Source organism: Bradyrhizobium sp. USDA 3650 (genome assembly GCF_054057395.1).
On record NZ_JBSRZG010000001.1, the window covers coordinates 6,308,107 to 6,330,187 of the forward strand.

Genomic DNA, 22,081 nt, shown 5'->3' on the forward strand with positions numbered 1-22,081 from the left:
CTTACGCCAGGCAGCGGAACAGCAGCGCCGGATCGCGCTCGGGATCGATACGCAATTTGATCCCGCCCCATTCGATGCGGGCCTGTTCGCCGGTGAGGAGGTTTTCGAGTGCCGACACATGGTGTCGCTGCCCGCCGGCGTCAACCGTGACGTCGCCGAGCGGCAACCAGAATTCGCGTACGTGGCGCGAGAGCGCAACCACGGCCACGACGATGTTGGCCGGGTCGGTCGCTTCCTTGACGAAGGCGATCGTCTCGCCGTCTTCGATGCCGAGGAAGCGCAGGTTCGCCGTCTGCTGAAGCGCAGCATTGTCATTGCGAATGCGATTGAGCTCCGTGATGTAGGCCTTGATGTTGCCGGGCTTGTTCCAGTCGCGCTGCTTGATCTGGTATTTCTCGGATTCGAGATATTCCTCGCGGCCGGGGACAGCGTCGTGCTCCAGCAGCTCGAACCCGCTGTAAACGCCATAATTGCCGGACAAGGTCGCGGCCAGCGCGACGCGCGATTTGAACGCCCAGGTCTCGCCGCCCTGGAGATGATAGGGCAAAAGATCGGGCGTATTCACGAACAGGTTCGGCCGATAGAAATCACGTTCGGGATAGCGCGTCAGCTCGCCGAGATATTGCTCCAGCTCCCACGTCGCCGTGCGCCAGGGGAAATAGCTGAACGATTGTGCAAAGCCGAGCTTGGCGAGACCCTTCATCAGCTTCGGGCGCGCAAACGTCTTGGAGAACAGGATCACCTCGGGATGCCGGCGGCGGATGTCACGGATCAGCCACTCCCAGAAGGCGAGCGGCGCGGTGTCATGATTGTCGATGGCGAAGATGGTGACGCCGTGGTCGATCCAGAACAGCATGGCGTCGCGAAACGCGTTCCACAGTCCAGCACGGTCGACGGACGCGAAATCGGGGATCACGATATCGGAATAGGGCCCGTCGGCCGTCCGCACCGAGCGATCCGGGCGCCATTTGAACCATTCCGGATGTTGCGTCAGCCACGGGTGGTCCGGCGAGCATTGCACGGCGAAGTCGAGCGCGAGTTCGAGGCCATATTCCAGGCAGGTCGCGACCAGCGCGCGAAAATCCTCGATCGTGCCGAGTTCGGGGTGCAGCGCATCGTGCCCGCCCTCGATGGCGCCGATCGCATAAGGCGAGCCGGGATCGCCGTCGCCCGCCACCGGCATGTTGTTGCGGCCCTTGCGCCGGGTGCGGCCAATGGGATGGATCGGCGTGAAGTAGAGCACGTCAAAGCCCATCGCGGCGATGTCGGGCACGCGCGCGATGCAGTCGCGGAGCGTGCCATGCTGTCCCGGCACCACGCTCTGGCTACGCGGCATCATCTGATACCAGGCGCTGAAGCGCGCCTTGTCGCGGTCGACGAACAGTGGGAATAGCGCCGAGCGCGTGAGATCAGGCCGCGACTGGCTCTCGGCCATGGCTGCGCCGAGCTCGGTTGCCAGCAGCGGGGCAACGTTGCCGGTCTGAAGATAGTCCTCGCATTGCCTGACGATGACGGCGGCGGCGTCCTGCTGCGCGCCATGCGCCTTGGTCAGAAGGCCGGCGCCCTCGATCGCATCGAGTGTGACGTCGGCACCGGAGCGTTGCTTGCGCGCGACCGTGTGCGACCAGGTGGCGAATTCGTCGGTCCAGGCTTCGATCGCATAGACATATTTGCCGGGCTCGACGGGTGTGAATGCGCCGGACCAGCGGTCATTGCCGTGAGGGATCATCGGCTCGCTCCGCCATTCGCGGTCCTGCTCCTGTCGCCAGATCAGCGCTGCGCCGATCACGGCGTCGCCGTCCCGGTAGATGTCGGCCCAGACCTCGACCGATTCGCGCGCGATCCGCTTCACGGCGAAGCGCCCGCCGTCGATCAGGGGATAGACGTCCTCGATGAGGAAAGTGCTGCCCGCTGCGGCACTCTCGACAGTTTGAATTGTCTTGTTCACGGTGATGCCATTGACAAGAAAGCAGGAGCCCGTTTCCCTTGCCGGGAACCTACGCTTGATACCACTATAGAAAGCCGCTTGTGTGTCATTGGTTCCCTGGGGAACGGCAGGTGCGGTTTGCGAGTTAACCCTGACTAACCTCTTCCGCGACCTCGTTAAAATCAATTCCCCCGGCCAGAGAATGGCTTGCAAGCTGCGTGCCGAATGGATCTTTTAGCTCAAGCCCGGATCAAGGGCGTTCAATCTGAATTCGTCGATGCCCTTGGAAAGCTGCGGGTCACCGATCCCGTGGCCCTCAAATCCATCCTCGACGCCCTGCCGGAGAAGCGGGTTTACCGCTTCGTCAGCGGGCCCGTGGTGGTCCGCGCCTTGGGACATCCGCGCACCGAATTGGTGACGACCGGTGCGCCACCACTCAAATGGAAGATGACCGGCAACGGCAATTTGATCGCGCAAGGTGAGACGCGCGAGCCCGTGATTGCCTGGCCGGCCGGCCTGCCGCTCGGCTATCACCGCCTGACGCTGACCGATGCCGAAGGCGTGGCGGAAGAGGTGCCGATGATCGTGGCGCCGGAGCGGGCCTTCGGCGGCGATTTCGACCGCGGCTGGCTGCTTGCCGTGCAGCTCTACAGCGTTCGCTCCGAGCGCAATTGGGGCATCGGCGATTTCACCGACCTCGCCGGTCTCGTCCGGCTGGCCAAGCAGTTGGGGGCCAATGGCGTCGGGCTCAATCCCCTGCATGTGTTGTTCGACGACCATCCGGCCGATTGCAGTCCCTATTCGCCGAACAGCCGGCTGTTTCTCAATCCGCTCTATATCGACGTCGAGGCGATCCCGGAATTTTCCCCCGACCTCGTCCCCGACGCGGCCGCGACCGCCGCGCGGCTCCGTGACGGCGATCGTGTGCCCTATTCGGACATGGCGGCCTTGAAATGGCTCGGCCTGCGCGCCGCCTTCGATAGCTTCGTGAAAACCGCGAGCGGCGTCCGCCGCAACCAGTTCGACGCCTTCCGCGCGGCTCGCGCGCCGCTGTTGTCCCGCTTTGCCTGCTTCGAGGTGCTCCGCCATCGCTTCGCGGCGCCGTGGTGGGAATGGCCCATGGAATGGCAAAAGCCGGACGAGACGAAATGCGCCGAGTTGCGCAATGGCCCAGACAAGCACGAGGTCGAGTTCGTCGAATTCGTGCAATGGACGGCCGATAGTCAATTGCATGCCGCCAAGGAGCTGGCTGGCCAGCTCGGCATGCGGGTCGGGCTCTATCTCGACGTTGCTGTCGGCGTGCAGTCGAACGGCTTCGATGCCTGGAATGAGCAGGGGGCGATCTCCCGTCATCTCGCGGTCGGCGCGCCGCCGGACGTGCTCAACACCATCGGCCAGGATTGGGGTCTTGCCGGCTTCAATGCCGGTGGCCTGGAGGCGCAATCTTTCGTGCCGTTCGCCGACATGCTCGCGGCTTCGATGCGCCATTCAGGGGCCATCCGTCTCGATCACGTGCTGGGCTTGAAGCGGCTGTATCTGGTGCCGCGCGGCTTCAAACCCGACAACGGCGCCTATGTGCAGATGCCGTTCGAGGCGCTGCTGGCGACCGTGGCGCGCGAGAGCGCGGCCCATAAGTGCATCGTGATCGGCGAAGACCTCGGCACGGTGCCGGAAGGATTTCGCGAGACCATGCAGGATTTCGGCATCTGGTCCTACCTCGTCATGATGTTCGAGCGCGACGACGCCGGTCACTTCCGGCCCGTCGATCACTACCGGCCCAACGCGCTGGTGACGCTGAACACGCATGATTTGTCGACCTATGCCGGCTGGCGCTCATTCAGCGATCTCAAGATGAAGCGCTCGCTCGGGCTCGATCCCGGCGAGAACGATCAGGCCCGCTGGGATGCGCTCGGCCTGCTCGACGAGATCCTGCGTGCCAACGGCATCCGTGCCAATGATGTCTATTCGGTGCTCGCCTTCCTGTCGCGCACGCCGTCGCGGCTGCTTGCGGTGTCGCTGGAGGATCTGCTCGGCGTGATCGACCAGCCCAACATTCCCGGCACGATCGACGAGCATCCGAACTGGCGCCAGCGCCTGCCTGTGACGCTCGACAAGATCGCCTCGAAAGTCGATCTCGCGGCTTTGAAGGCCGCGACACGGGAACGCTCGTTGCCTGGCGGGCGTTGATCGCCGGGGCTCCGAGGCTGCCGTTTTCAAGGCTCGTACGCCATTGTCTCAGAAAATTGAGGACTATGCGCTGATCGGCGACTGCGAGACCGCGGCGCTGGTCGGCCGCAACGGCTCGATCGACTGGCTGTGCTGGCCGGCCTTCGATTCCGATGCCTGCTTTGCCGCGCTTCTCGGCACACACAAGAACGGCCGCTGGCTGATTGCGCCGGGCGAGGACGTCACCGCGACGTCGCGCCGCTATCTCGGCGACACCCTCATCCTCGAAACGCGCTTTGAGACGAACAGCGGCACCGTTGCGCTGATCGACTTCATGCCGCCGCGCGGCAAGGCCTCCGACATCGTGCGGCTGGTCCGCGGTGTCAGTGGCACGGTCAAGATGCGGATGGAGCTCGTCATCCGCTTCGGCTTCGGCGTCGACATCCCGTGGGTGCGGCGGATCGACCATTCCCTGCTGGCGGTCGCCGGGCAGGACATGACCGTGCTGCGGACGCCGGCGCAGACCCGCGGTGAGGATTTGACCACGGTTTCCGATTTCGAGGTGAAGGCCGGCGAGACCGTGCCGTTCGTGCTGACCTACGGCCCCTCGCATCTCGAGCCGCCCCCGCCGATCGACCCGGAGCTCGCGCTCCAGGAGACGGAAAAATTCTGGCAGGACTGGTGCAGCCACTGTCATCGCGATGGCGACTACCGCGACCTGATCGTGCGTTCGCTGATCACGCTCAAGGCGCTGACCTTCGGTCCGACCGGCGGCATCGTCGCGGCGCCGACCACCTCGTTGCCGGAGAAGCTCGGCGGCGCCAGGAATTGGGACTACCGCTTCTGCTGGCTGCGTGACGCCACCTTCACGCTGCTGGCGCTGATGAACTCGGGCTATACCGAGGAAGCCCTGGCCTGGCACAATTGGCTGTTGCGTGCGGCGGCAGGCTCGCCGTCGAACATGCAGATCATGTACGGCATCTGGGGGCAGCGGCGGCTGCTGGAATGGGAAGCCGGTTGGCTCGATGGCTACGAAGGCGCGCAGCCGGTGCGCGTCGGCAATGCCGCGCATGCGCAGCTCCAGCTCGACGTCTACGGCGAACTGATCGACGCCTTCCACCAATCGCGGATGGCCAAGCTCAAGCTCGACGACGAGACGACCTGGGCGCTGGAATGCGCCGTGCTCAAGCATCTCGCCGAAGTCTGGGACCAGCCCGATCATGGCATCTGGGAGCGGCGCGGAGAGCCGAAGCACTATGTCTTCTCTAAGGTGATGACCTGGGTCGCCTTCGACCGCGGCATCAAGAGCGCCGAGACCTTCGGCTTCAAGGCGCCGCTGCTGCACTGGCGCACGTTGCGCGAGGCCATTCATCGCGACGTCTGCAACAGGGGCTTCGACGCGGAGGAGAATGCCTTCGTGGAGTCCTACGGCTCGAAGCTGCTCGATGCCAGCGTGCTGCTGCTGCCGGCCGTCGGCTTCCTGGAAGCGTCGGATCCGCGCATTCGCGGCACCATCGCGGCGGTCGAAAACCACATGCTGCGCGACGGCTTCGTGCTGCGGCACGATCCCCGCGAGGTGCCTGCGGGGCAACCTCCGCTCGAAGGCGCCTTCCTCGCCTGCAGCCTGTGGCTGGCCGATGCCCATGTGCTGTCGGGCGATCTCGACAAGGCGCAGATCCTGTTCGATCGCGTGGTCGGTATCGCCAATGATGTCGGGCTGCTGGCCGAGGAATATGATTCAGGCGCCAAGCGTCAGACCGGCAATTTCCCGCAGGCGCTGACCCACATCGCGCTGGTCAACACCGCGCATAATCTGTCGGCGGCAAGGCATGGCAGCGAGAAGCCTGCGATGCAGCGGTCGAAGTAGTGAAGTGGATTAGCTTCGCTCGTATCCCGAGCGGAGGTGCGCTCCCTCTCCCGCTTGCGGGGGAGGGCTGGGGTGGGGTCTCTCCGCGGGCGAGAACCCCCGAGAGGAGAGAACCCTCACCCGCCGCTACGCGTCGACCTCTCCCGCAAGCGGGAGAGGTGAAACCAGCACGCTCGTCTAACCACTCACGTTCCGCTTCAAGATCATCTCCATCGCCTCCGCAAAGCCGTCCCGCTCGTTGCTCGCGGTGACGTGGGTCGCCTGCTCCTTGACGTTGTCGGCCGCATTGCCCATAGCGATCGAGGTGCCGCTGACGCGGAACATCGCGAGGTCGTTCTGCATGTCGCCGATGGTGGCGACCGCGTCGGTTGAAATGCCGAGGCGCCTGGCCATGGCTTGCACGAAGGTGCCCTTGTCGAAGCCGGGCGGGGTGATATCGAGGTAGTAGGTTTGCGAACGCACTGCCATCGCCTCGCTGCCGAGCGCCTTCTGCATCGCCTTCTCGCAACGCTCGAGGCCCGCCGCATCTGCGCTGGCGCCGACGATCTTGCAGGCGCTGGCGAGATACGGTGAAAAGTCCGTGACGATGGTGGGATCGGAGCGGATGGTGTGCTGCTCGTGAGCGACGTATTGGCCATCAGGCTTGTCGATCAGCCATTTGTCGGTGGTGAACAGCCAGATGTCGGCGCCGAAGTCCCGGAGAATTTGCAAGCTTCGCTCGGCCGCGCCGGCCGGGATGAGATGCTGCTCGACCGGGTTCATCTCGGGATCGACGATCGAGGAGCCATTGAACGGGCCGACCGGCAGCCAGAGTGCCAGCGGCTCGATCAGGAAGCGCATGCCGATCGCGGGGCGGCTCGACGTAATCGTGAAACCGATGCCGGCCTGGTGCAGACGCTGCACCGCGGACCTCGCGCGGTCGGTCAGCGTCTTGTCCTTGGTCAGCAGCGTACCGTCGACGTCGGAGACGACGAGCGAGATTTTTGTCATGGCGGTCCCTTGGGTGTTTCTTGGGTGTTTGGCCTCAGCGTTTCGCGCCGCCCAGTTTCAACTGCCGCACCGCGCCGTCCACGATCGCTTCCACGGATTCGTCGATCGAGACGGTGATCACGTGCTCGCCGGCCTCCGGCGGCTCCAGCGTGTTGAACTGGCTCGTCAGCAGGCCGGGCGGCATGAAGTGCCCCTTGCGTTGCGCGAGGCGGGCGGCGATCAGCTCCTTCGTGCCCCTGAGGAAGACGAAGCGGACGTCGTCACGTCCGCGCAGCAGCACGTCCCGATAAGTATGCTTCAGCGCCGAGCAGGCGATGATCACGTGCTCGCCCTTGTCACAGACCCGCGCGATCTCGTCGGCGATGGCGTTGAGCCAGGGCCAGCGGTCCTCGTCGGTGAGGGGATGGCCGGCCCGCATCTTCTCGACATTGCTGGCGGGATGAAAGCTGTCGCCGTCCTCGAAGCGCCAGCCGAGGCGCTCGCCGAGCGCTTTTGCAACCGTGCTCTTGCCCGAGCCCGACACGCCCATCACGATCAATGCACAAGGTGCTTCAACGCCCGTCACGAATTCCCCCTGGAAGCGCGGCCTGGTCGACCAGCCAGACGGTCTCGCCATTCGAGCGCGCGTGTACAGCCGGCAGAGTCTCGCCATTGAGCAGGCGCGTCAAGATCGGCTGCTTGTCGTGCCCCGCTATCTCGAACAGCATTTCGCGGCAGGACGCCAGCGCGGGCAGGCTGAGCGAGACCCGCGGCACGAAGGGGGCAACATTGGCCTTGGGGACGCCGACCACCCAGCGCTCGGTCTCCTCGATCGCGGGGTAGCCCGGGAACAGCGACGCCGTGTGGCCGTCGGGACCTGCGCCCATCAAGACCATGTCGAACAGCGGCCGCGCCGGATCGAGGCTTTCCGCGCCATAGAAAGCCTGCAGCTCGCGCGCATAGGCCTCGGCGCTCTGATCGGGGGTGTCAGCCGTCGTCGGGATCGGGTGAACATGGCCGGAGGGCGCGTTGCGATCGAGAAAGGTCGCGCGGGCAACCGCCATGTTGTTGAGGGGGTCGCTTTCGGGCACGAAGCGCTCGTCACCGATGAACCAGTGCACGCGCTCCCACGGGATTTTTTCGCGCCAGGCCTCGCTGCCCAGCAGCTGGTAGAGCTTCTTCGGGCTGGAGCCGCCGGTCAGGCAGATCGCGATGCGCCCGGGATTGTCGGCGATTCGCGCCATCACCCGCTCGGCCGCGGCCCGCGCGAGAGCCTCGGCGTCGGCCGCGACGATGAGCTCCGGCTGTCCGGCCGCCGTCACGAAAACTTGCGCCAGCTTCGGCCGTCGCGGCGGAGCAATTCATCGGCGCAGGCGGGGCCGTCGCTGCCGGCTTGATAGGTCTCGATGCCGTTGCTGCCCGCGTTCTTCCAGGCGTCCAGGAACGGCTGCACCGCCTCCCATCCGGCTTCGATGCCGTCGGCGCGCTGGAATAGGATGTTGTCGCCGATCATGCAGTCGTAGATCAGCGTCTCGTAGCCGGTCGAGGGATCGGCCCGGAAATAGTCGCCATAGCGGAACTTCATCTCGACGCCGTCGATGGTGACGCTCGGCCCCGGGATCTTGGCGTTGAACTGGAGCTCGATGGTCTCGGTCGGCGCGATGCCGATCGTGAGGAAGTTCTGGGAGAGGCGATCGACAGCGGTGCCTGAGAACATCGACAACGGTGCCTGCTTGAACTTGATCGCGACCTCGGTGCGCTTGTGGCCGAGCGCCTTGCCGGTCCGCAAATAGAACGGCACGCCGGCCCAGCGCCAATTGTCGATCATCAGTTTCAGCGCGACATAGGTCTCGGTGGTGCTGCCGGGTTTGACGTCCTCGGTCTTGCGATAGTCCGGGATCTCATCGTCGCCGATGCGCCCCGACAGATATTGGGCGCGCACCGAGCTCTTCAGCGCTTCCTCTTCGCTCGGGCGCTGAATCGAGGTCAGAATCTCGGCCTTCTCGGAGCGCACAGAATGGGCGTCGAACCGCGCCGGCGGCTCCATCGCGACCAGCGACATCAGCTGAAATAGATGGTTCGGCACCATGTCGCGCAGCGCGCCGGTGGCGTCGTAAAAGCCGCCGCGATGGCCGACGCCGAGCTTTTCCTCCACCGTGATCTGGATGTGGTCGATATGGTTGCGATTCCAGATCGGCTCGAACATGCCGTTGGCAAAGCGCAGCACCAGGATGTTCTGCACCGTCTCCTTGCCGAGATAGTGATCGATCCGATAGATCTGGTGCTCGTCCATGATCTTCAGCAGCTCGCCATTCAGCGCGCGCGCGGAGGCGAGGTCGGTGCCGAACGGCTTTTCGATCACCAGCCGCCGCCAGGCGCCGTTCTCCTTCATCATGCCGGTGCGGCCGAGCTCGCGCGCGGTCGGCGCGAACGCAGCCGGCGGGGTCGCGAGGTAGAACAGCCGGTTGCCGCCGGTGTCCTGCGCGCATTCCAGGGAATCCAGATGCTCGCGCAGGCGATCAAAGGATGGCGGATCCTTTGCGTCGGCTTCGACGAAGGTCACGCATTCCAGCAGCTTCCTGGCAATGTCGTCGTCCACCGGACGGGTCGCGAACTGGCGCAAGCCCTTCAACAGGCTGTCGCGCAGTTCGTCGTCCGACTGGCTCCGGCGGGCGACGCCGACCACGCAAAACTTTTCCGGTAACAGATGCTCGGCCGCAAGATTGTAGAGCGATGGCATCACCAGCCGATGGGTGAGGTCGCCGGTGACACCAAAGATGACGAAGGCGCAATTTTCCGGCTTGCGCTTGGCTTGCGGGTCTTTTGTCACGAACTATTGGCCTTCGCTTGTTACGTTTTACTTCCGAGCTATTTGGGCTTCGAAGCAGCCGGCTGCTTCGGCTCCTTGTGGCCGCCGAAGCCGGCTCGCATCGCTGAGAGAATTTTCTCCGCGAAGGTGTGTTCCTTGCGGGAACGGAAACGTGCGAACAGCGCCGCGGTCAGGACTTCGGCCGGCACGGCCTCGTCGATTGCGGCGTTCACGGTCCAGCGTCCTTCGCCGGAATCCTCGACGAAACCGGAATATTCCGTCAACGCCGGGCTGTCGGCGAGCGCCGTCGAAGTGAGATCGAGCAGCCAGGACGGAATCACGGAGCCGCGGCGCCACACTTCGGCAATATCGGCGAGATCGAAATCGTAACGATGATCCGCCGGCAAGGCCTCGATGTTGGAGTTCTTGAGAATATCAAAACCTTCGGCGTAGGCCTGCATCAGGCCGTATTCGATGCCGTTGTGGATCATCTTGACGAAATGCCCGGCGCCGATGGGGCCGGCATGGATGTAGCCCTGCTCGATGCGGGGATCGCGGCCCTCACGTCCCTCCGTGCGCGGAATGTCGCCGGCGCCGGGCGCGAGCGCGGCGAAGATCGGATCGAGCCGATCGACCACCTGTTTCTCGCCGCCGATCATCATGCAATAGCCGCGGTCGAGGCCCCAGACGCCGCCGGAGGTGCCGACGTCGACATAGTGGATGCCGCGCTTCTTCAGCGCCTTGCCGCGGCGGACGTCGTCCTGCCAGAACGTGTTGCCACCGTCGATGATGACGTCGCCTTCCTGCATCACGCCCGCGATCGTGTCGATCGTGGTCTCGGTGATGTGGCCGGCCGGCAGCATCACCCAAGCCGTGCGCGGCCGCTCCAGTTTCGCAATGAACTCTTCGAGCGTCGCCGAGCCGACAGCGCCGTCTGCGGCAAGGCCCGCGACGGCCTTGGCATCCTTGTCGTACACCACCGTCGAATGTCCGTGGCGCATCAGGCGGCGAACGATGTTGCCGCCCATCCGGCCGAGGCCGATCATGCCGAGTTGCATTTGAGGAATTCCCCTTAGTTCAGTGCGTCATTGAGCGCCGCATTGAGCGCCGCGAGACCCTTCTTGAGCCCACCCTTCAGGTGGACGCGCAGCGCGCGCCGGCCGCGCTCGGTAAGCACGTCGAAGTCGCCGCGCGCCTGCGCGGCCTTGATGACGCCGAAGCTGGCCTTCTGGCCCGGCACCGGCAAGTCCCTGGCATCCTCGGCGGTGATCTGGAGGAACACGCCGCTGTCGGGCCCGCCCTTGTAGGCCTGTCCGGTCGAGTGCAGGAAACGCGGTCCGAACTCGGCGCAGGTTGCGACATGTCGCTTCTCGCGCACTTCGAGCCGCATGGCTTGGAGTGCGTCGATCGTCGCCTTGTCGCGGGCGATGTAGCCGAGCAGGGCGACATAATCGCCATGTTTGGAGCGCGACAGATGCGCCTTCAGCCATGAGGTGAGGTCGCCGTTGGCGCCGGCGGCGCGCAGGGCCGCGGCATTGGTCTCGTCGGTGTAGAGATCGGCCTCGGTGGTGCTGACCACCGGCCGTTCGGCCGGCAGCGCGCCGGTCTTTTCGAACGAGGCGGTGAGCTCGCGGGTCTTGATCTTGGCCGCTTCCACGTCCGGCTGGTCGAACGGGTTGATGCCGAGGATGCTGCCTGCGACCGCCGTTGCCATCTCGAAGCGGAAGAACTCCTGGCCGAGATGGTCGATCGACTTCATCACGATGCGCACGACGGGATGGCCGGCCGCTTCGATCGCAGCAAGCTGCGAGTCATGGGCGGCATCCGCCTCACCCTCGATACGGATGTCGATGAAGAGCCGGTCATTGCCATAGACCGCGGGCTCGCCCAGCGGCTCGCCGTCGATCGGGATCAGGCCCTTGCCATCCTTGCCGGTCGATTCCGCGATGAGCTGCTCGGCCCAGGCGCCGAAATCGGCGATCTTCTTCGACGACAGGATCGTCACCTTGTCGCGGCCTTCGAGCGCTGCATGGCCCATGGCAAGGCCGAGCTGCACGCCGGGGTTCTCACTTGGCGGCACGTCCGGTCCGCAGGAGCGGGCCATCGCAAGCGCGTGCTTGATGAAGGTCTTGATATCGATGCCCGCGGTTGCCGCCGGCACCAGCCCGAACGGCGAGAGCACCGAGTAGCGTCCGCCGATGGAGGGCTCGCCGTGGAAGATGCGCGCGTAGTTCAGCGTCTTCGCCGCCTTCTCCAGCGACGACCCGGGATCGGTGACCGCAATGAAGCGGTGGCCGGTCTTGACCTTCGGCCCAACCGCCTGCGCGACGCGCTCGTGGAAATAATCCTTCATCGCATTCGGTTCGGTGGTGCCGCCGGACTTGCTGGAGACGATGAACACGGTGTTGGCGATGTCGATCCTGGCCTCCATCGCCCGCACCTGTGCCGGATCGGTGGAATCCAGCACGTGGAGCTTCGGGAACCCGGGCTTCTTGCCGAAGGTCTCGGCCAGCACCTCCGGCCCGAGGCTTGATCCGCCCATGCCGAGCACGACGGCGTCGGAGAATTTCTGGCCTTTCACGCGGCTGGCATAGTCCTCATAGTCGGCGACGTCGGCCTTGGCGGCGCTGTCGAGCCAGCCGAGCCATTTGTCCTCGTCGGTGCCGGTCCAGACCGATTTGTCGCGCTGCCACAGCCGGCGGATCTTTGCCGACGCGCGCCATTCCTCGGTGCTCTTGGCCACGGCCTTGCCGAGACCGTCGCCGAGCGAGAGAAGCTGGCGGTCGATCGCGGGCCCAAGCACGGTGGCGCGCTTGTGGGCGACCGCGCCATAGAGCTTGTCGGCGGCGTCGGCAAATTGCTTGACGCCATCCTTGACGAGCTCCTCGGTGATGGCATCGAGCGAGACGCCGGAGCGCTCCAGCTCTTCCAGCACGCGCCTGGCGTCGTCGACATTCTCTTCCAGGCTGTCGCGCGGCGTGCCGTGGTCGCGGAACGCATCCAGTGTCGCCGGCGGCACGGTGTTGATGGTGTCGGGACCGATCAATTCCTCGACATAGAGGACGTCGCTGTAATCCTTGTTCTTGGTGCCGGTCGAGGCCCACAGCATGCGCTGCGGCTTGGCGCCCTTGGCCGCGAGCTTGTCCCAGCGGGGACCTGAGAACAGGCGCTTGTAATCCTGGTAGGCGACCTTCGCATTGGCGATCGCGACCTTGCCCTTCAGCGCGGCGAGCCGTTCCTTCTCGCTCGGGTCGTTGGCGCGGGCGATCTTCTCGTCGAGCTGCTTGTCGACCACCGAGTCGATGCGGCTGACGAAAAAGCTCGCCACGCTCGCCACGTGCGAGGGGTCGCCGCCACCTGCGACGTATGTCTCCAGACCGGCGAGATAGGCCTCGGCAACCTGCAGATAGACGTCCCTGGAGAACAGCAGCGTGATGTTGATGCTGATGCCGTCGCCGATCAGGGTCTCGATCGCCGGCAGGCCCTCAGGCGTTGCCGGCACCTTCACCATCAGGTTCTTGCGGTTGACGTCCTTCCAGAGCCGCCGCGCCTCTGTGACCGTTTCACCGGTGTCCATCGCCAGATAGGGCGAGACTTCCAGGCTGACATAGCCGTCGCCGCCCTTCAGGCGGTCGTAGACCGGGCGCAGCACGTCGGCGGCGTTCTGGATGTCCTCGACCGCGACGGCCTCGAACAGGTCGGCGACCGACCGATCGCCGCGCTTCAATGCCTTGCCTATCGGCGCGTCGTATTCGTCCGAGCTGCCGATCGCTTTCTCGAAGATCGAGGGGTTGGAGGTGACGCCCTTGACGCCGTCGGTGTCGATCAGCCGCTTCAGGTCGCCCTTGGCGATGAAGCCGCGGGCCAGGAAGTCCAGCCAGACGGCTTGTCCGTGCTTTTCCAGTTCTTTGACGGGATTCATGATGCTAATTTATCTCCAAGCCTGCGGGCGAGGGGTTTCCGCGCCGGTCCTGACGCGCTATCCTCTAGCTTACATGCATCCTTGAGGGAACCAATCAAGGGTATGGGCGTCATATCCTCCAGTGTAACTCCGTCGCGGTCATGGCGATCCGCGTAGAGGGAGCCGAGTTGCGTAAAAGGTCGTTGGCCGTGAGAAATCGGCCTGGTCTCGTTGCGTAACGTCAGCTGCCTCGGCTCGTCGCTAGTGGCTGCGCGGAGTACTCATCAGCGGATTCCGGTCCGCCTGATGCGTCGTGGCTCGGTCGCGAATGGCCATGCTGGGGGAAAGCATGCAAGCACATCATGACCGTCTGGCGCTCGCTGTCACAGACAGTCCGCAATCGGCCCCGTCGACCGGAAGCGTCGATGCGTCCCATGATCTCGAAATCGGTCCATGTACGACCCAAACCCGGCTGCTGGTCGTAGCGGGCTTCGCCACGACGCTGCTCAGCGCGACACTCGCCTTGGGCTGGTGGGATGCTTTTGGCGATTACGACACGACGGTCGGCTCTGCTGGCGTGATGGTGTTCGCGCTGATGACCGGTCGGCTGATCTGGATGCTCCCCGCCGAACGGGGATCGGTGGTGATCGTCACCCCCTATGGCATCCGCGATCTCCGCATCGGCAATGAATTTCTGCTGTGGGACTCGATCGCGGAAATTTCGGCGGAAGAACGCCGCGGGCGCAAGGTGATCGTGCTGACGCCGACGCCGGCCTTGCAGCGGCAGCTCTGCACCATCCGCGGCTTGGCCCGTTGTGCCCAGGACGATCGGCAGAACGACCGCATCGTCATCCGGTCGGAGGGCCTGGCGACCGATTTTGATACACTGCTGCGCGCTTGCCGCGACTGTCACGCCGCCGGCGGTCCACGCACCGCATTGCAGCAGGAAGATGAACGCGGCACCCAAGGCTTCGCCGTACAAGCGTCATAAGATCGCCGTTCGCAGATCGCTATGATGGGGCGCCGGATGAACGCATCCCCGGTAACGCCCGGATGTTGCGAGCGAGTGACATTTTCTGGAAATGAGCCAATATAGACAAAGATTCGCTCAAATATCAGGCAGGTGCCTGTTCGTAACTCACCCTGTGCCTACGTTGTGCGTTGCGCCGAGAAGGCGCCCGGGTGTCGAATGATCGTCATGTGCTCACGCTGATTCGAGAGTGGCGCTAAGGAACGGTCCGGTCGCTGCTTTCGTTCAATTGTGTAGCGGAACTCACGCGGAGAGGGATCATGTACAACGATTCTCTATTCAACGCTTTCGCTAAGTCGTTCGAGGCGAGAAGCCAACACGACATGTCGATGGCGGAATATCTGGAATCGTGTCGAAGCGATCCCATGAAATACGCGAACGCGGCCGAACGACTGCTAGCAGCGATCGGTGAGCCCCAGACGATTGACACGGCCAAGGACCCACGCCTTGGCCGTATTTTTTTGAACCGCACGATCCGCACCTATCCCGCCTTCGCCGGCTTCTACGGCATGGAAGAAACCATCGAGCGCATCGTCGGTTTCTTCCGTCATGCGGCGCAGGGCCTCGAAGAGCGCAAGCAGATCCTGTATCTGCTCGGTCCGGTCGGCGGCGGCAAATCCTCGCTCGCCGAGCGGCTCAAGTCGCTGATGGAAGTGCACCCGATCTACGTGCTCAAGGCCGGCGACGAGCTCTCGCCCGTGTTCGAAAGCCCGCTCAGCCTGTTCGATCCGGATCAGCTCGGCCCGATGCTGGAAGAGAAATACGGCATTCCGCGCCGCCGTCTCACCGGCCTGATGAGCCCGTGGTGCTACAAGCGGCTGGAAGCCTTTGGCGGCGACATTTCCCAGTTTCGGGTCGCAAAGATCCAGCCGTCGCGGCTGCGCCAGATCGGAATCGCCAAGACCGAGCCGGGTGACGAGAACAACCAGGACATCTCCTCGCTGGTCGGCAAGGTCGACATCCGCAAGCTCGAAACCTATGCGCAGAACGATCCCGACGCCTACAGCTATTCCGGCGGCCTCAACCGCGCCAACCAGGGCGTGCTCGAGTTCGTCGAGATGTTCAAGGCGCCGATCAAGATGCTGCACCCGCTGCTCACCGCGACGCAGGAAGGCAACTACATCGGCACCGAGAACATCGGCGCTATTCCGTTCACCGGCGTCATCCTCGCGCACTCCAACGAAGCCGAGTGGTCGAGCTTCAAGGCCAACAAGAACAACGAGGCCTTCATCGACCGCATCTGCGTGATCAAGGTGCCTTATTGCCTGCGGATCACGGAAGAGCAGAAGATCTACGAGAAGCTGATCCAGGGCTCCGAGCTCGCGGCCGCGCCTTGCGCGCCCGCGACGCTGGAGACGCTGGCGCGGTTCTCGGTGATGTCTCGGCTGCGCAAGCACGAAAATTCCACGACCTACGCCAAGATGAGGGTTTACGACGGCGAGAGCCTGAAGGAGACCGATCCGAAGGCGCGCAGCGTCCAGGAATATCGCGATGCCGCCGGCGTCGACGAGGGCATGGACGGTGTCTCCACCCGCTTTGCCTTCAAGATCCTGGCTGCGACCTTCAACCACGATCCGCAGGAAGTCGCCGCCGACGCCGTGCATCTGATGTACGCGCTGGAGCAATCGATCAAGCGCGAGCAGCTGCCCGAGGAAGTCGAGAAGCGCTACCTCGAATTCATCAAGGCGGACCTTGCACCGCGTTATGCCGAGTTCATCGGCAACGAGATCCAGAAGGCTTATCTCGAATCCTACTCGGATTACGGCCAGAACCTGTTCGACCGCTACGTCGACTACGCCGATGCCTGGATCGAGGACCAGGATTTCAAGGACGCCGACACCGGCCAGCTGCTGGATCGCGAACTCTTGAACCAGGAGCTGACCAAGATCGAGAAACCGGCGGGCATCGCCAATCCGAAGGATTTCCGCAACGAGGTGGTCAAATTCTCGTTACGGTCGCGCGCCCAGAACGGCGGCAAGAATCCGACCTGGATCTCCTACGAGAAGATTCGCGATGTGATCGAAAAGCGGATATTCTCCCAGGTCGAGGACCTGCTTCCGGTCATCTCCTTCGGGTCGAAGAAGGACGGCGAGACGGAGAAGAAGCACGGCGAGTTCGTCGCACGCATGGTGGAGCGCGGCTACACCGAGCGTCAGGTTCGCCGGCTCGTCGAATGGTACATGCGCGTGAAGCAGGCCGGTTGAGGCGGATGGAAAAGTGCCGATTCACATTATTGACAGGCGCCTGAACCCAGGCGGCAAGAGTCTCGAGAACCGGCAGCGGTTCTTGCGTCGGGCCAAATCCCTGGTGCAGGGCGCCGTCAAGAAGACCTCGCAGGAACGCGACATCAAGGACGTCCTGGAGGGTGGCGAGGTCACGATTCCGCTCGACGGCATGCACGAGCCGCGTTTCCGCCGCGACGGCGGAACGCGCGACATGGTGTTGCCGGGGAACAAGAAGTTCATCGAGGGCGACTATCTCCAGCGCTCCGGCCAGGGCAGCGCCAAGGATTCCGGTCCGGGCGAAGGCGACAGCGAGGACGCCTTCCGCTTCGTGCTCAGTCGCGACGAATTCGTCGATCTCTTCCTCGATGATCTCGAACTTCCTGATCTCGCCAAACGCAAGATCGCGCAGACCGAGAGCGAGGGCATCCAGCGCGCCGGCTACACCACGTCGGGTTCGCCATCCAACATCTCGGTGAGCCGGACGGTTCGGCGCGCAATGGCGCGCCGTATCGCGCTCAAGCGTCCCAGCAAGGAGGAGATCGAAGAGCTGGAATCCGCCATCGCCGCATGCGCGGATGAGGACGAGCGCCTGCTGCTGCTGGCCCAGCTCGAAAAACTGAAGGCGAAGTCCAAGCGCATTCCCTTCATCGATCCGATCGACATCCGCTACCGCCGCTTCGAGACGGTGCCCAAGCCCGTTGCCCAGGCCGTGATGTTCTGCCTGATGGACGTGTCGGGCTCAATGTCCGAGCACATGAAGGATCTCGCCAAGCGCTTCTACATGCTGCTCTACGTGTTCCTGAAGCGCCGTTACAAGCACGTCGATATCGTCTTCATCCGCCACACCGATCGCGCCGAGGAGGTGGACGAGCAGACCTTCTTCTACGGCCCGGCTTCCGGCGGCACGCTGGTCTCCAGCGCGCTGCAGGCCATGCACGAGATCGTGCGCGAACGCTTCAGCCCGTCGGACTGGAATATCTACGCCGCGCAAGCCTCCGACGGCGACAATTCCTATTCCGACGGCGAGCTCGCGGGCATGCTGCTGACCGACAAGATCCTGCCGGTCTGCCAGTTCTTCGCCTATCTCGAGGTCGGCGAGTCCGGCGGCAGTGCCTTCGATCTGTCCGACTCCTCGCTCTGGACCCTCTACGAGCGCCTGCGCAACAGCGGCGCACCGCTCTCGATGCGCAAGGTCAGCGAGCGCAGCGAGATTTTTCCGGTGTTCCACGATCTGTTTCAGCGCCGCGACACTGCCCAGGAGAAAGCCGCTCCATGACGGAACGCTTGTTCGAAGGCGCCGATTGGGATTTTCACACCTTGCAGCGCATCACGGATGCCTGCGAGGAGGTGGCGACGAAAGATCTCGGGCTCGACGTCTATCCGAACCAGATCGAGGTCATCACCGCCGAGCAGATGCTGGACGCCTATTCGTCCGTCGGCATGCCGCTGTTCTACAAGCACTGGTCGTTCGGAAAGCACTTTGCGTATCACGAGGCCTCATACCGCAAGGGCCTCATGGGTCTCGCCTATGAGATCGTGATCAACTCCTCGCCCTGCATCTCCTACCTGATGGAGGAGAACACGGCGACGATGCAGACCCTGGTGATCGCGCACGCCGCCTTCGGGCACAATCATTTCTTCAAGAACAACTATCTGTTCAAGCAGTGGACCGACGCCGACGGCATCCTGGACTATCTGGATTTCGCCAAGAACTACGTCATGCAATGCGAGGATCGCTACGGCCGGGTCGAGGTCGAGCGCACCCTCGATGCCGCGCATGCGCTGATGTCGCACGGGATCGACCGCTATCCCGGCAAGAAGAAGCTCGATCTCCGCGCCGAAGAGAAGCGGGCAGGGCGCCGCCGCCAGCACGAGGAGGAGGTCTTCAACGACCTCTGGCGCACCGTGCCGGCGGGAAAGAGCAAGACCCGGTCCGCGCTCAGCATCGAACGCCGCCGCAAGCTGCTCGGCCTGCCGCAGGAGAACCTGCTGTATTTCCTCGAGAAGAGCGCGCCGCGGCTGGCGCCCTGGCAGCGCGAGCTGTTGCGCATCGTGCGCCACATCGCGCAATATTTCTATCCGCAGAGCCAGACCAAGGTGATGAACGAGGGGACGGCGACCTACGTCCACTATCGCATCATGACCAAGCTGCATCAGCAAGGCCGCATCAGCGACGGCAATTTCCTCGAATTCCTGCAGTCGCACACCAACGTCGTGTTCCAGCCTGAATTCGACGACCAGCGCTTTTCCGGCTTCAACCCCTATGCGCTCGGCTTCGCCATGATGCAGGACATCGAGCGCATCGTCACCCGGCCGGAAGACGAGGACCGCGAGTGGTTCCCGGACATCGCCGGCAAGAACGACGTGATGGGCGTGCTGCGCGACGTCTGGGCCAACTACCGCGATGAAAGCTTCATCGCCCAGTTCCTGAGCCCGAAGCTGATGCGGCACCTCCGCATGTTCCACCTGCATGACGATCCCGAGGAACGCGCCGGCATTCGCGTCGATGCCATCCACGACGAGCGCGGCTTCCGCCGCGTCCGGCGCGAGCTGGCACGGCAGCACGATGTCGGCTACATCGACGCGAATATCGAGGTGGTCGACGTCGATCTCTCCGGCGACCGGCGGCTGATCCTGCATCACCATGTCATCAAGGGCGCGCAGCTCAACGAGACCGACGCCAAGCGCGTGCTCCAGCATCTGGCCGATCTCTGGACCTACGACGTGGCGCTGATCGAGGTCGACGCCAACGACAAGGTGCTGCGCGAATATGTCGTGAGCCCGCGCCCGATCTCGGCGGTGGCCTGAGGGCGGCTGATTATTCGGAGCAATACGGCGAGATGCGCATTGATGTGCCCTCGCCCCTTGTGGGAGAGGGCGGCGACGCCGGGAGACACAAGCTCACTGCGGTGAGGGGTATCTCTCCACATTTCCGTGTCGATAGAGACCCTCATCCGGCGCTTCGCGCCACCTTCTCCCACAAGGGGAGAAGGAAAGCGTTCGTGGCTCCACAACGGCTGTTTTATCCGGAACGTTTGGCCGGCTTCTTCTTGGCTTTGGACGCATTCAGCTCCACCGCCGCGCGGATCAGCGCCTTCAACGCCTTCTCGTTGATCTTTTCGCCTTCGCGAATATCGATCGCGCGGCGCACGTTGCCGTCGAGGCTCGAGTTGAACAGGCCGGCGGGATCCTCCAGCGCCGCGCCCTTGGCAAAGGTCATCTTCACCACGGCCTTGTAGGTCTCGCCGGTGCAGATGATGCCGTCGTGCTCCCACACGGGAACGCCGCGCCATTTCCATTCCTCGACGACATCAGGGTCGGCCTCCTTGATCAGGCCGCGGATTCGCCCGAGCATCTCGCCGCGCCAGTCGCCGAGCTCCTTGATCCTGCCGTCGATCATCCTGGATGGAGTAGCGCCATCCGTCTTCGTCGTGCTGCTGTTTTTCGCGGTCACGGCCTTCTTCATGTTCACGCCTCTTGTCGGGCGCCGCGGCCGCGGCCGAGATAGGGCTGCGCGAACATATAGAGCCCGGTCGCGAGCAACGGGATCAGTGGGACGAAGGCGAGCAAGCCGATCCACGTCGCCTGGATTTGCAGCGTCAGGGCGACGATGTTGGCGATGACGGCGAGCGTGAAAGCGATCGACAGCCAGCGATGGATCTGCCGAATCCACATATTTCCGGTCAATGAAACCTCCTCTTGAGATGATCGAATGAAGGCCGGCGGCCGAGCTAATCTGCCCTTGCCAGCAGCTCGTCCAGCTTGGCGAAAAACTGCTTCCAGCCGGCATGCGCGCCGCCGAAAGCCTGCTTCTGCGTCGGGCTGAAGCCCGCTTGCTCGACACGCAGATGCGTGCCTGCACCCGTGGGCGTCAGCGTGAAGGTCACGACGCTCTTGAGATCGAACGCCGCGTCGTCATGCGAGAAATTCCAGGTGTAGGCGAGCGTCTTCTGCGGCTCGATCGTGAGGACCTCGCAGTCCAGCACGCCGCCCCACTCGCCGCGAAGGTTGAAGCGGTGGCCCACGCTCGGCTTGAAGTCGTTCTTCATCAGCCATTCCTCGATCAGATGGGGCTGCGTCAGCGCGCGCCAGATCCGCTCTGCCGGAAAGGCAAATTCGCGCTCGACGACGACAGATCGGGTTTCGGTCGCGGATTCGTTCATTGGTCCATCCTCTTCAGGAGATCGTCGAGCGCGTCGAGCCGGTTCTGCCAGAATCCGGCCATCTGGCTGGTCCAGTCGATCAGCGGATTGAGCGCGCCGGGCTGGGCGCTGTAATGCGTCTGCCGCCCTTGATGCCGGTCGCGCACGAGGCCAGCCTGCTTCAGCGCGCCGAGATGTTTTGAGACCGCCGGCTGGGACACGCCCGACAGTGCCGTCAGGGCCCCGACCGTCTGTTCGCCCTCGCGGCACAGTCGCTCGAAGATCGCCCGACGGGTGGGGTCGGCGAGCGTCCTGAACAGAAGGTCGTGAGCGACGACGGGCATATAATCCATAACCTGTAAGTTATGGATGTATTCATAACCCTGGAGTTATGGGTAAGTCAAGCGCGTTGCGACGCTGTGGCACTCGCTCGCGCAACCCGCTCCGCCGTCATTGCGAGGAGCCCTTGCGACGAAGCAATCAGTCTGCCTCCGTGGAGGGACTGGATTGCTTCGCTGCGCTCGCAATGACGGACAATGTAGCGGCGCCTCCCGCGCCCCTACGGCCGCAGATAGAGATAGCCCTGCGACTGGAGCTCGGCCAAACGGACCACGCCGCCTTTCTCCGCGCTGACGAAGCCCGGCAGGAGATCCGTGAGCGTGACGTTCTGCGCCTTCATCGTGTTGCCGCAGGCCGCAAGCTCGACGCCATCCTTGGAGAAATCGCCGACGCGCTTGCTGATGTCAGGGTTGGCTTGCGCCGAGTGAAACGCCTTCAGCGCCGGCCCGTGGATCACTAGCGCAATCGTCACATGCTCCGGACCGCCGACGCCGTCGATATGGTTCTGGATGTTGCCGAGCACGAAATTGACTTTTTCGGCATCGCTCAAATGATAGACCACCTTCAGCTTGTTGCCTGTGCCGGCTTCGGTCGCGGCCTCGGTCGCGGCCTTGGCGCTGGAGGCGCCAAGCGCCGCGCCCAAGCCCGAGACGGCGCTCCACAACATGTTCCGGCGGTTCATGACGATCTCCCTCGATTGCGCCGG

At 63.8% G+C, this 22,081-nt stretch carries 18 protein-coding genes; 6 read left to right on the forward strand and 12 right to left on the reverse strand.

Translation table 11 applies throughout. The features are described from left to right. Position 1: 1 nt before the first annotated feature. Positions 2 to 1,948: a maltotransferase domain-containing protein gene (locus tag ACVIN2_RS29605; protein WP_456768286.1), complete on the reverse strand. Its 1,947-nt coding sequence runs from the start codon at positions 1,946 to 1,948 to the stop codon at positions 2 to 4. Positions 1,949 to 2,152: 204 nt separating this feature from the next. Here ACVIN2_RS29605 and malQ point away from each other — a divergent pair, with 204 nt between their 5' ends. Next, a complete protein-coding gene (malQ, locus tag ACVIN2_RS29610; RefSeq protein ID WP_456768287.1) occupies positions 2,153 to 4,114 on the forward strand; it encodes a 4-alpha-glucanotransferase in 1,962 nt (653 codons plus the stop codon). Between the two features lie 43 nt (positions 4,115 to 4,157). Next, positions 4,158 to 5,960 carry a glycoside hydrolase family 15 protein gene (locus ACVIN2_RS29615; RefSeq protein WP_456768288.1) on the forward strand — a complete coding sequence of 601 codons (1,803 nt, stop codon included), beginning with the start codon at positions 4,158 to 4,160 and terminating at the stop codon, positions 5,958 to 5,960. Positions 5,961 to 6,137: 177 nt separating this feature from the next. Here the strand turns inward: ACVIN2_RS29615 and ACVIN2_RS29620 are convergent, their stop codons facing one another. Genes ACVIN2_RS29620 through ACVIN2_RS29645 form a run of 6 tightly spaced genes read right to left on the reverse strand, consistent with a single transcriptional unit; the run spans position 6,138 to position 13,660 of the window. Continuing rightward, positions 6,138 to 6,950 carry an HAD family hydrolase gene (locus ACVIN2_RS29620; protein ID WP_456768289.1) on the reverse strand — a complete coding sequence of 271 codons (813 nt, stop codon included), beginning with the start codon at positions 6,948 to 6,950 and terminating at the stop codon, positions 6,138 to 6,140. Between the two features lie 34 nt (positions 6,951 to 6,984). Then, a complete protein-coding gene (locus ACVIN2_RS29625; RefSeq protein ID WP_007595717.1) occupies positions 6,985 to 7,515 on the reverse strand; it encodes a gluconokinase in 531 nt (176 codons plus the stop codon). Beyond that, positions 7,502 to 8,251, reverse strand: coding sequence for a 6-phosphogluconolactonase (gene pgl, locus ACVIN2_RS29630; protein WP_456768290.1), 750 nt, complete (start codon positions 8,249 to 8,251; stop codon positions 7,502 to 7,504). Before pgl ends, ACVIN2_RS29625 begins: the two co-directional genes overlap by 14 nt. After that, positions 8,248 to 9,759, reverse strand: a complete 1,512-nt coding sequence (gene zwf / locus ACVIN2_RS29635) for a glucose-6-phosphate dehydrogenase (RefSeq protein WP_456768291.1) — start codon at positions 9,757 to 9,759, stop codon at positions 8,248 to 8,250. Before zwf ends, pgl begins: the two co-directional genes overlap by 4 nt. 38 nt (positions 9,760 to 9,797) lie before the next feature. Further along, entirely contained in the window at positions 9,798 to 10,796 is a 999-nt protein-coding gene (gnd, locus tag ACVIN2_RS29640) for a phosphogluconate dehydrogenase (NAD(+)-dependent, decarboxylating) (RefSeq protein WP_456768292.1), read from the reverse strand. 14 nt (positions 10,797 to 10,810) lie between these two features. Beyond that, entirely contained in the window at positions 10,811 to 13,660 is a 2,850-nt protein-coding gene (locus tag ACVIN2_RS29645; protein ID WP_456768293.1) for a bifunctional transaldolase/phosoglucose isomerase, read from the reverse strand. Positions 13,661 to 13,967: 307 nt separating this feature from the next. Between ACVIN2_RS29645 and ACVIN2_RS29650 the strand changes: the two genes are divergently transcribed. The 4 genes from ACVIN2_RS29650 to ACVIN2_RS29665 all read left to right on the forward strand — a co-directional run bounded on the left by ACVIN2_RS29650 (position 13,968) and on the right by ACVIN2_RS29665 (position 19,702). Further along, the gene (locus ACVIN2_RS29650; RefSeq protein ID WP_456768294.1) at positions 13,968 to 14,630 is read left to right on the forward strand and encodes a hypothetical protein; all 663 of its coding nucleotides are present in this window, start codon (positions 13,968 to 13,970) and stop codon (positions 14,628 to 14,630) included. A gap of 299 nt (positions 14,631 to 14,929) precedes the next feature. Beyond that, the gene (locus tag ACVIN2_RS29655) at positions 14,930 to 16,873 is read left to right on the forward strand and encodes a PrkA family serine protein kinase (RefSeq protein ID WP_007595704.1); all 1,944 of its coding nucleotides are present in this window, start codon (positions 14,930 to 14,932) and stop codon (positions 16,871 to 16,873) included. Positions 16,874 to 16,892: 19 nt separating this feature from the next. After that, entirely contained in the window at positions 16,893 to 18,170 is a 1,278-nt protein-coding gene (locus ACVIN2_RS29660) for a YeaH/YhbH family protein (protein WP_456769828.1), read from the forward strand. Continuing rightward, complete coding sequence (locus ACVIN2_RS29665) at positions 18,167 to 19,702, forward strand: SpoVR family protein (RefSeq protein ID WP_007613791.1); 1,536 nt, start codon at positions 18,167 to 18,169, stop codon at positions 19,700 to 19,702. Before ACVIN2_RS29660 ends, ACVIN2_RS29665 begins: the two co-directional genes overlap by 4 nt. A gap of 214 nt (positions 19,703 to 19,916) precedes the next feature. Here the strand turns inward: ACVIN2_RS29665 and ACVIN2_RS29670 are convergent, their stop codons facing one another. The 5 genes from ACVIN2_RS29670 to ACVIN2_RS29690 form a co-directional block, all read right to left on the reverse strand. Continuing rightward, complete coding sequence (locus tag ACVIN2_RS29670) at positions 19,917 to 20,360, reverse strand: DUF1801 domain-containing protein (RefSeq protein ID WP_456768295.1); 444 nt, start codon at positions 20,358 to 20,360, stop codon at positions 19,917 to 19,919. A 2-nt stretch (positions 20,361 to 20,362) separates the two neighbouring features. Next, positions 20,363 to 20,581, reverse strand: coding sequence for a hypothetical protein (locus tag ACVIN2_RS29675; protein ID WP_456768296.1), 219 nt, complete (start codon positions 20,579 to 20,581; stop codon positions 20,363 to 20,365). 44 nt (positions 20,582 to 20,625) lie between these two features. After that, positions 20,626 to 21,057 carry an SRPBCC family protein gene (locus tag ACVIN2_RS29680; protein WP_456768297.1) on the reverse strand — a complete coding sequence of 144 codons (432 nt, stop codon included), beginning with the start codon at positions 21,055 to 21,057 and terminating at the stop codon, positions 20,626 to 20,628. Then, positions 21,054 to 21,380, reverse strand: coding sequence for an ArsR/SmtB family transcription factor (locus tag ACVIN2_RS29685; RefSeq protein ID WP_456768298.1), 327 nt, complete (start codon positions 21,378 to 21,380; stop codon positions 21,054 to 21,056). Before ACVIN2_RS29685 ends, ACVIN2_RS29680 begins: the two co-directional genes overlap by 4 nt. Before the next feature lie 215 nt (positions 21,381 to 21,595). Further along, the gene (locus ACVIN2_RS29690; protein WP_456768299.1) at positions 21,596 to 22,057 is read right to left on the reverse strand and encodes a DsrE family protein; all 462 of its coding nucleotides are present in this window, start codon (positions 22,055 to 22,057) and stop codon (positions 21,596 to 21,598) included. Positions 22,058 to 22,081: the final 24 nt, after the last annotated feature.

Bases quoted from the DNA above. Each gene is read 5' to 3' on its own strand.
- malQ (WP_456768287.1), top strand. From the start codon at position 2,153: ATGGATCTTTTAGCTCAAGCCCGGATCAAGGGCGTTCAATCTGAATTC.
- ACVIN2_RS29620 (WP_456768289.1), bottom strand. From the start codon at position 6,950: ATGACAAAAATCTCGCTCGTCGTCTCCGACGTCGACGGTACGCTGCTG.
- gnd (WP_456768292.1), bottom strand. From the start codon at position 10,796: ATGCAACTCGGCATGATCGGCCTCGGCCGGATGGGCGGCAACATCGTT.
- ACVIN2_RS29645 (WP_456768293.1), bottom strand. From the start codon at position 13,660: ATGAATCCCGTCAAAGAACTGGAAAAGCACGGACAAGCCGTCTGGCTG.
- ACVIN2_RS29650 (WP_456768294.1), top strand. From the start codon at position 13,968: ATGGCCATGCTGGGGGAAAGCATGCAAGCACATCATGACCGTCTGGCG.
- ACVIN2_RS29655 (WP_007595704.1), top strand. From the start codon at position 14,930: ATGTACAACGATTCTCTATTCAACGCTTTCGCTAAGTCGTTCGAGGCG.
- ACVIN2_RS29665 (WP_007613791.1), top strand. From the start codon at position 18,167: ATGACGGAACGCTTGTTCGAAGGCGCCGATTGGGATTTTCACACCTTG.
- ACVIN2_RS29670 (WP_456768295.1), bottom strand. From the start codon at position 20,360: ATGAAGAAGGCCGTGACCGCGAAAAACAGCAGCACGACGAAGACGGAT.
- ACVIN2_RS29680 (WP_456768297.1), bottom strand. From the start codon at position 21,057: ATGAACGAATCCGCGACCGAAACCCGATCTGTCGTCGTCGAGCGCGAA.
- ACVIN2_RS29685 (WP_456768298.1), bottom strand. From the start codon at position 21,380: ATGCCCGTCGTCGCTCACGACCTTCTGTTCAGGACGCTCGCCGACCCC.
- ACVIN2_RS29690 (WP_456768299.1), bottom strand. From the start codon at position 22,057: ATGAACCGCCGGAACATGTTGTGGAGCGCCGTCTCGGGCTTGGGCGCG.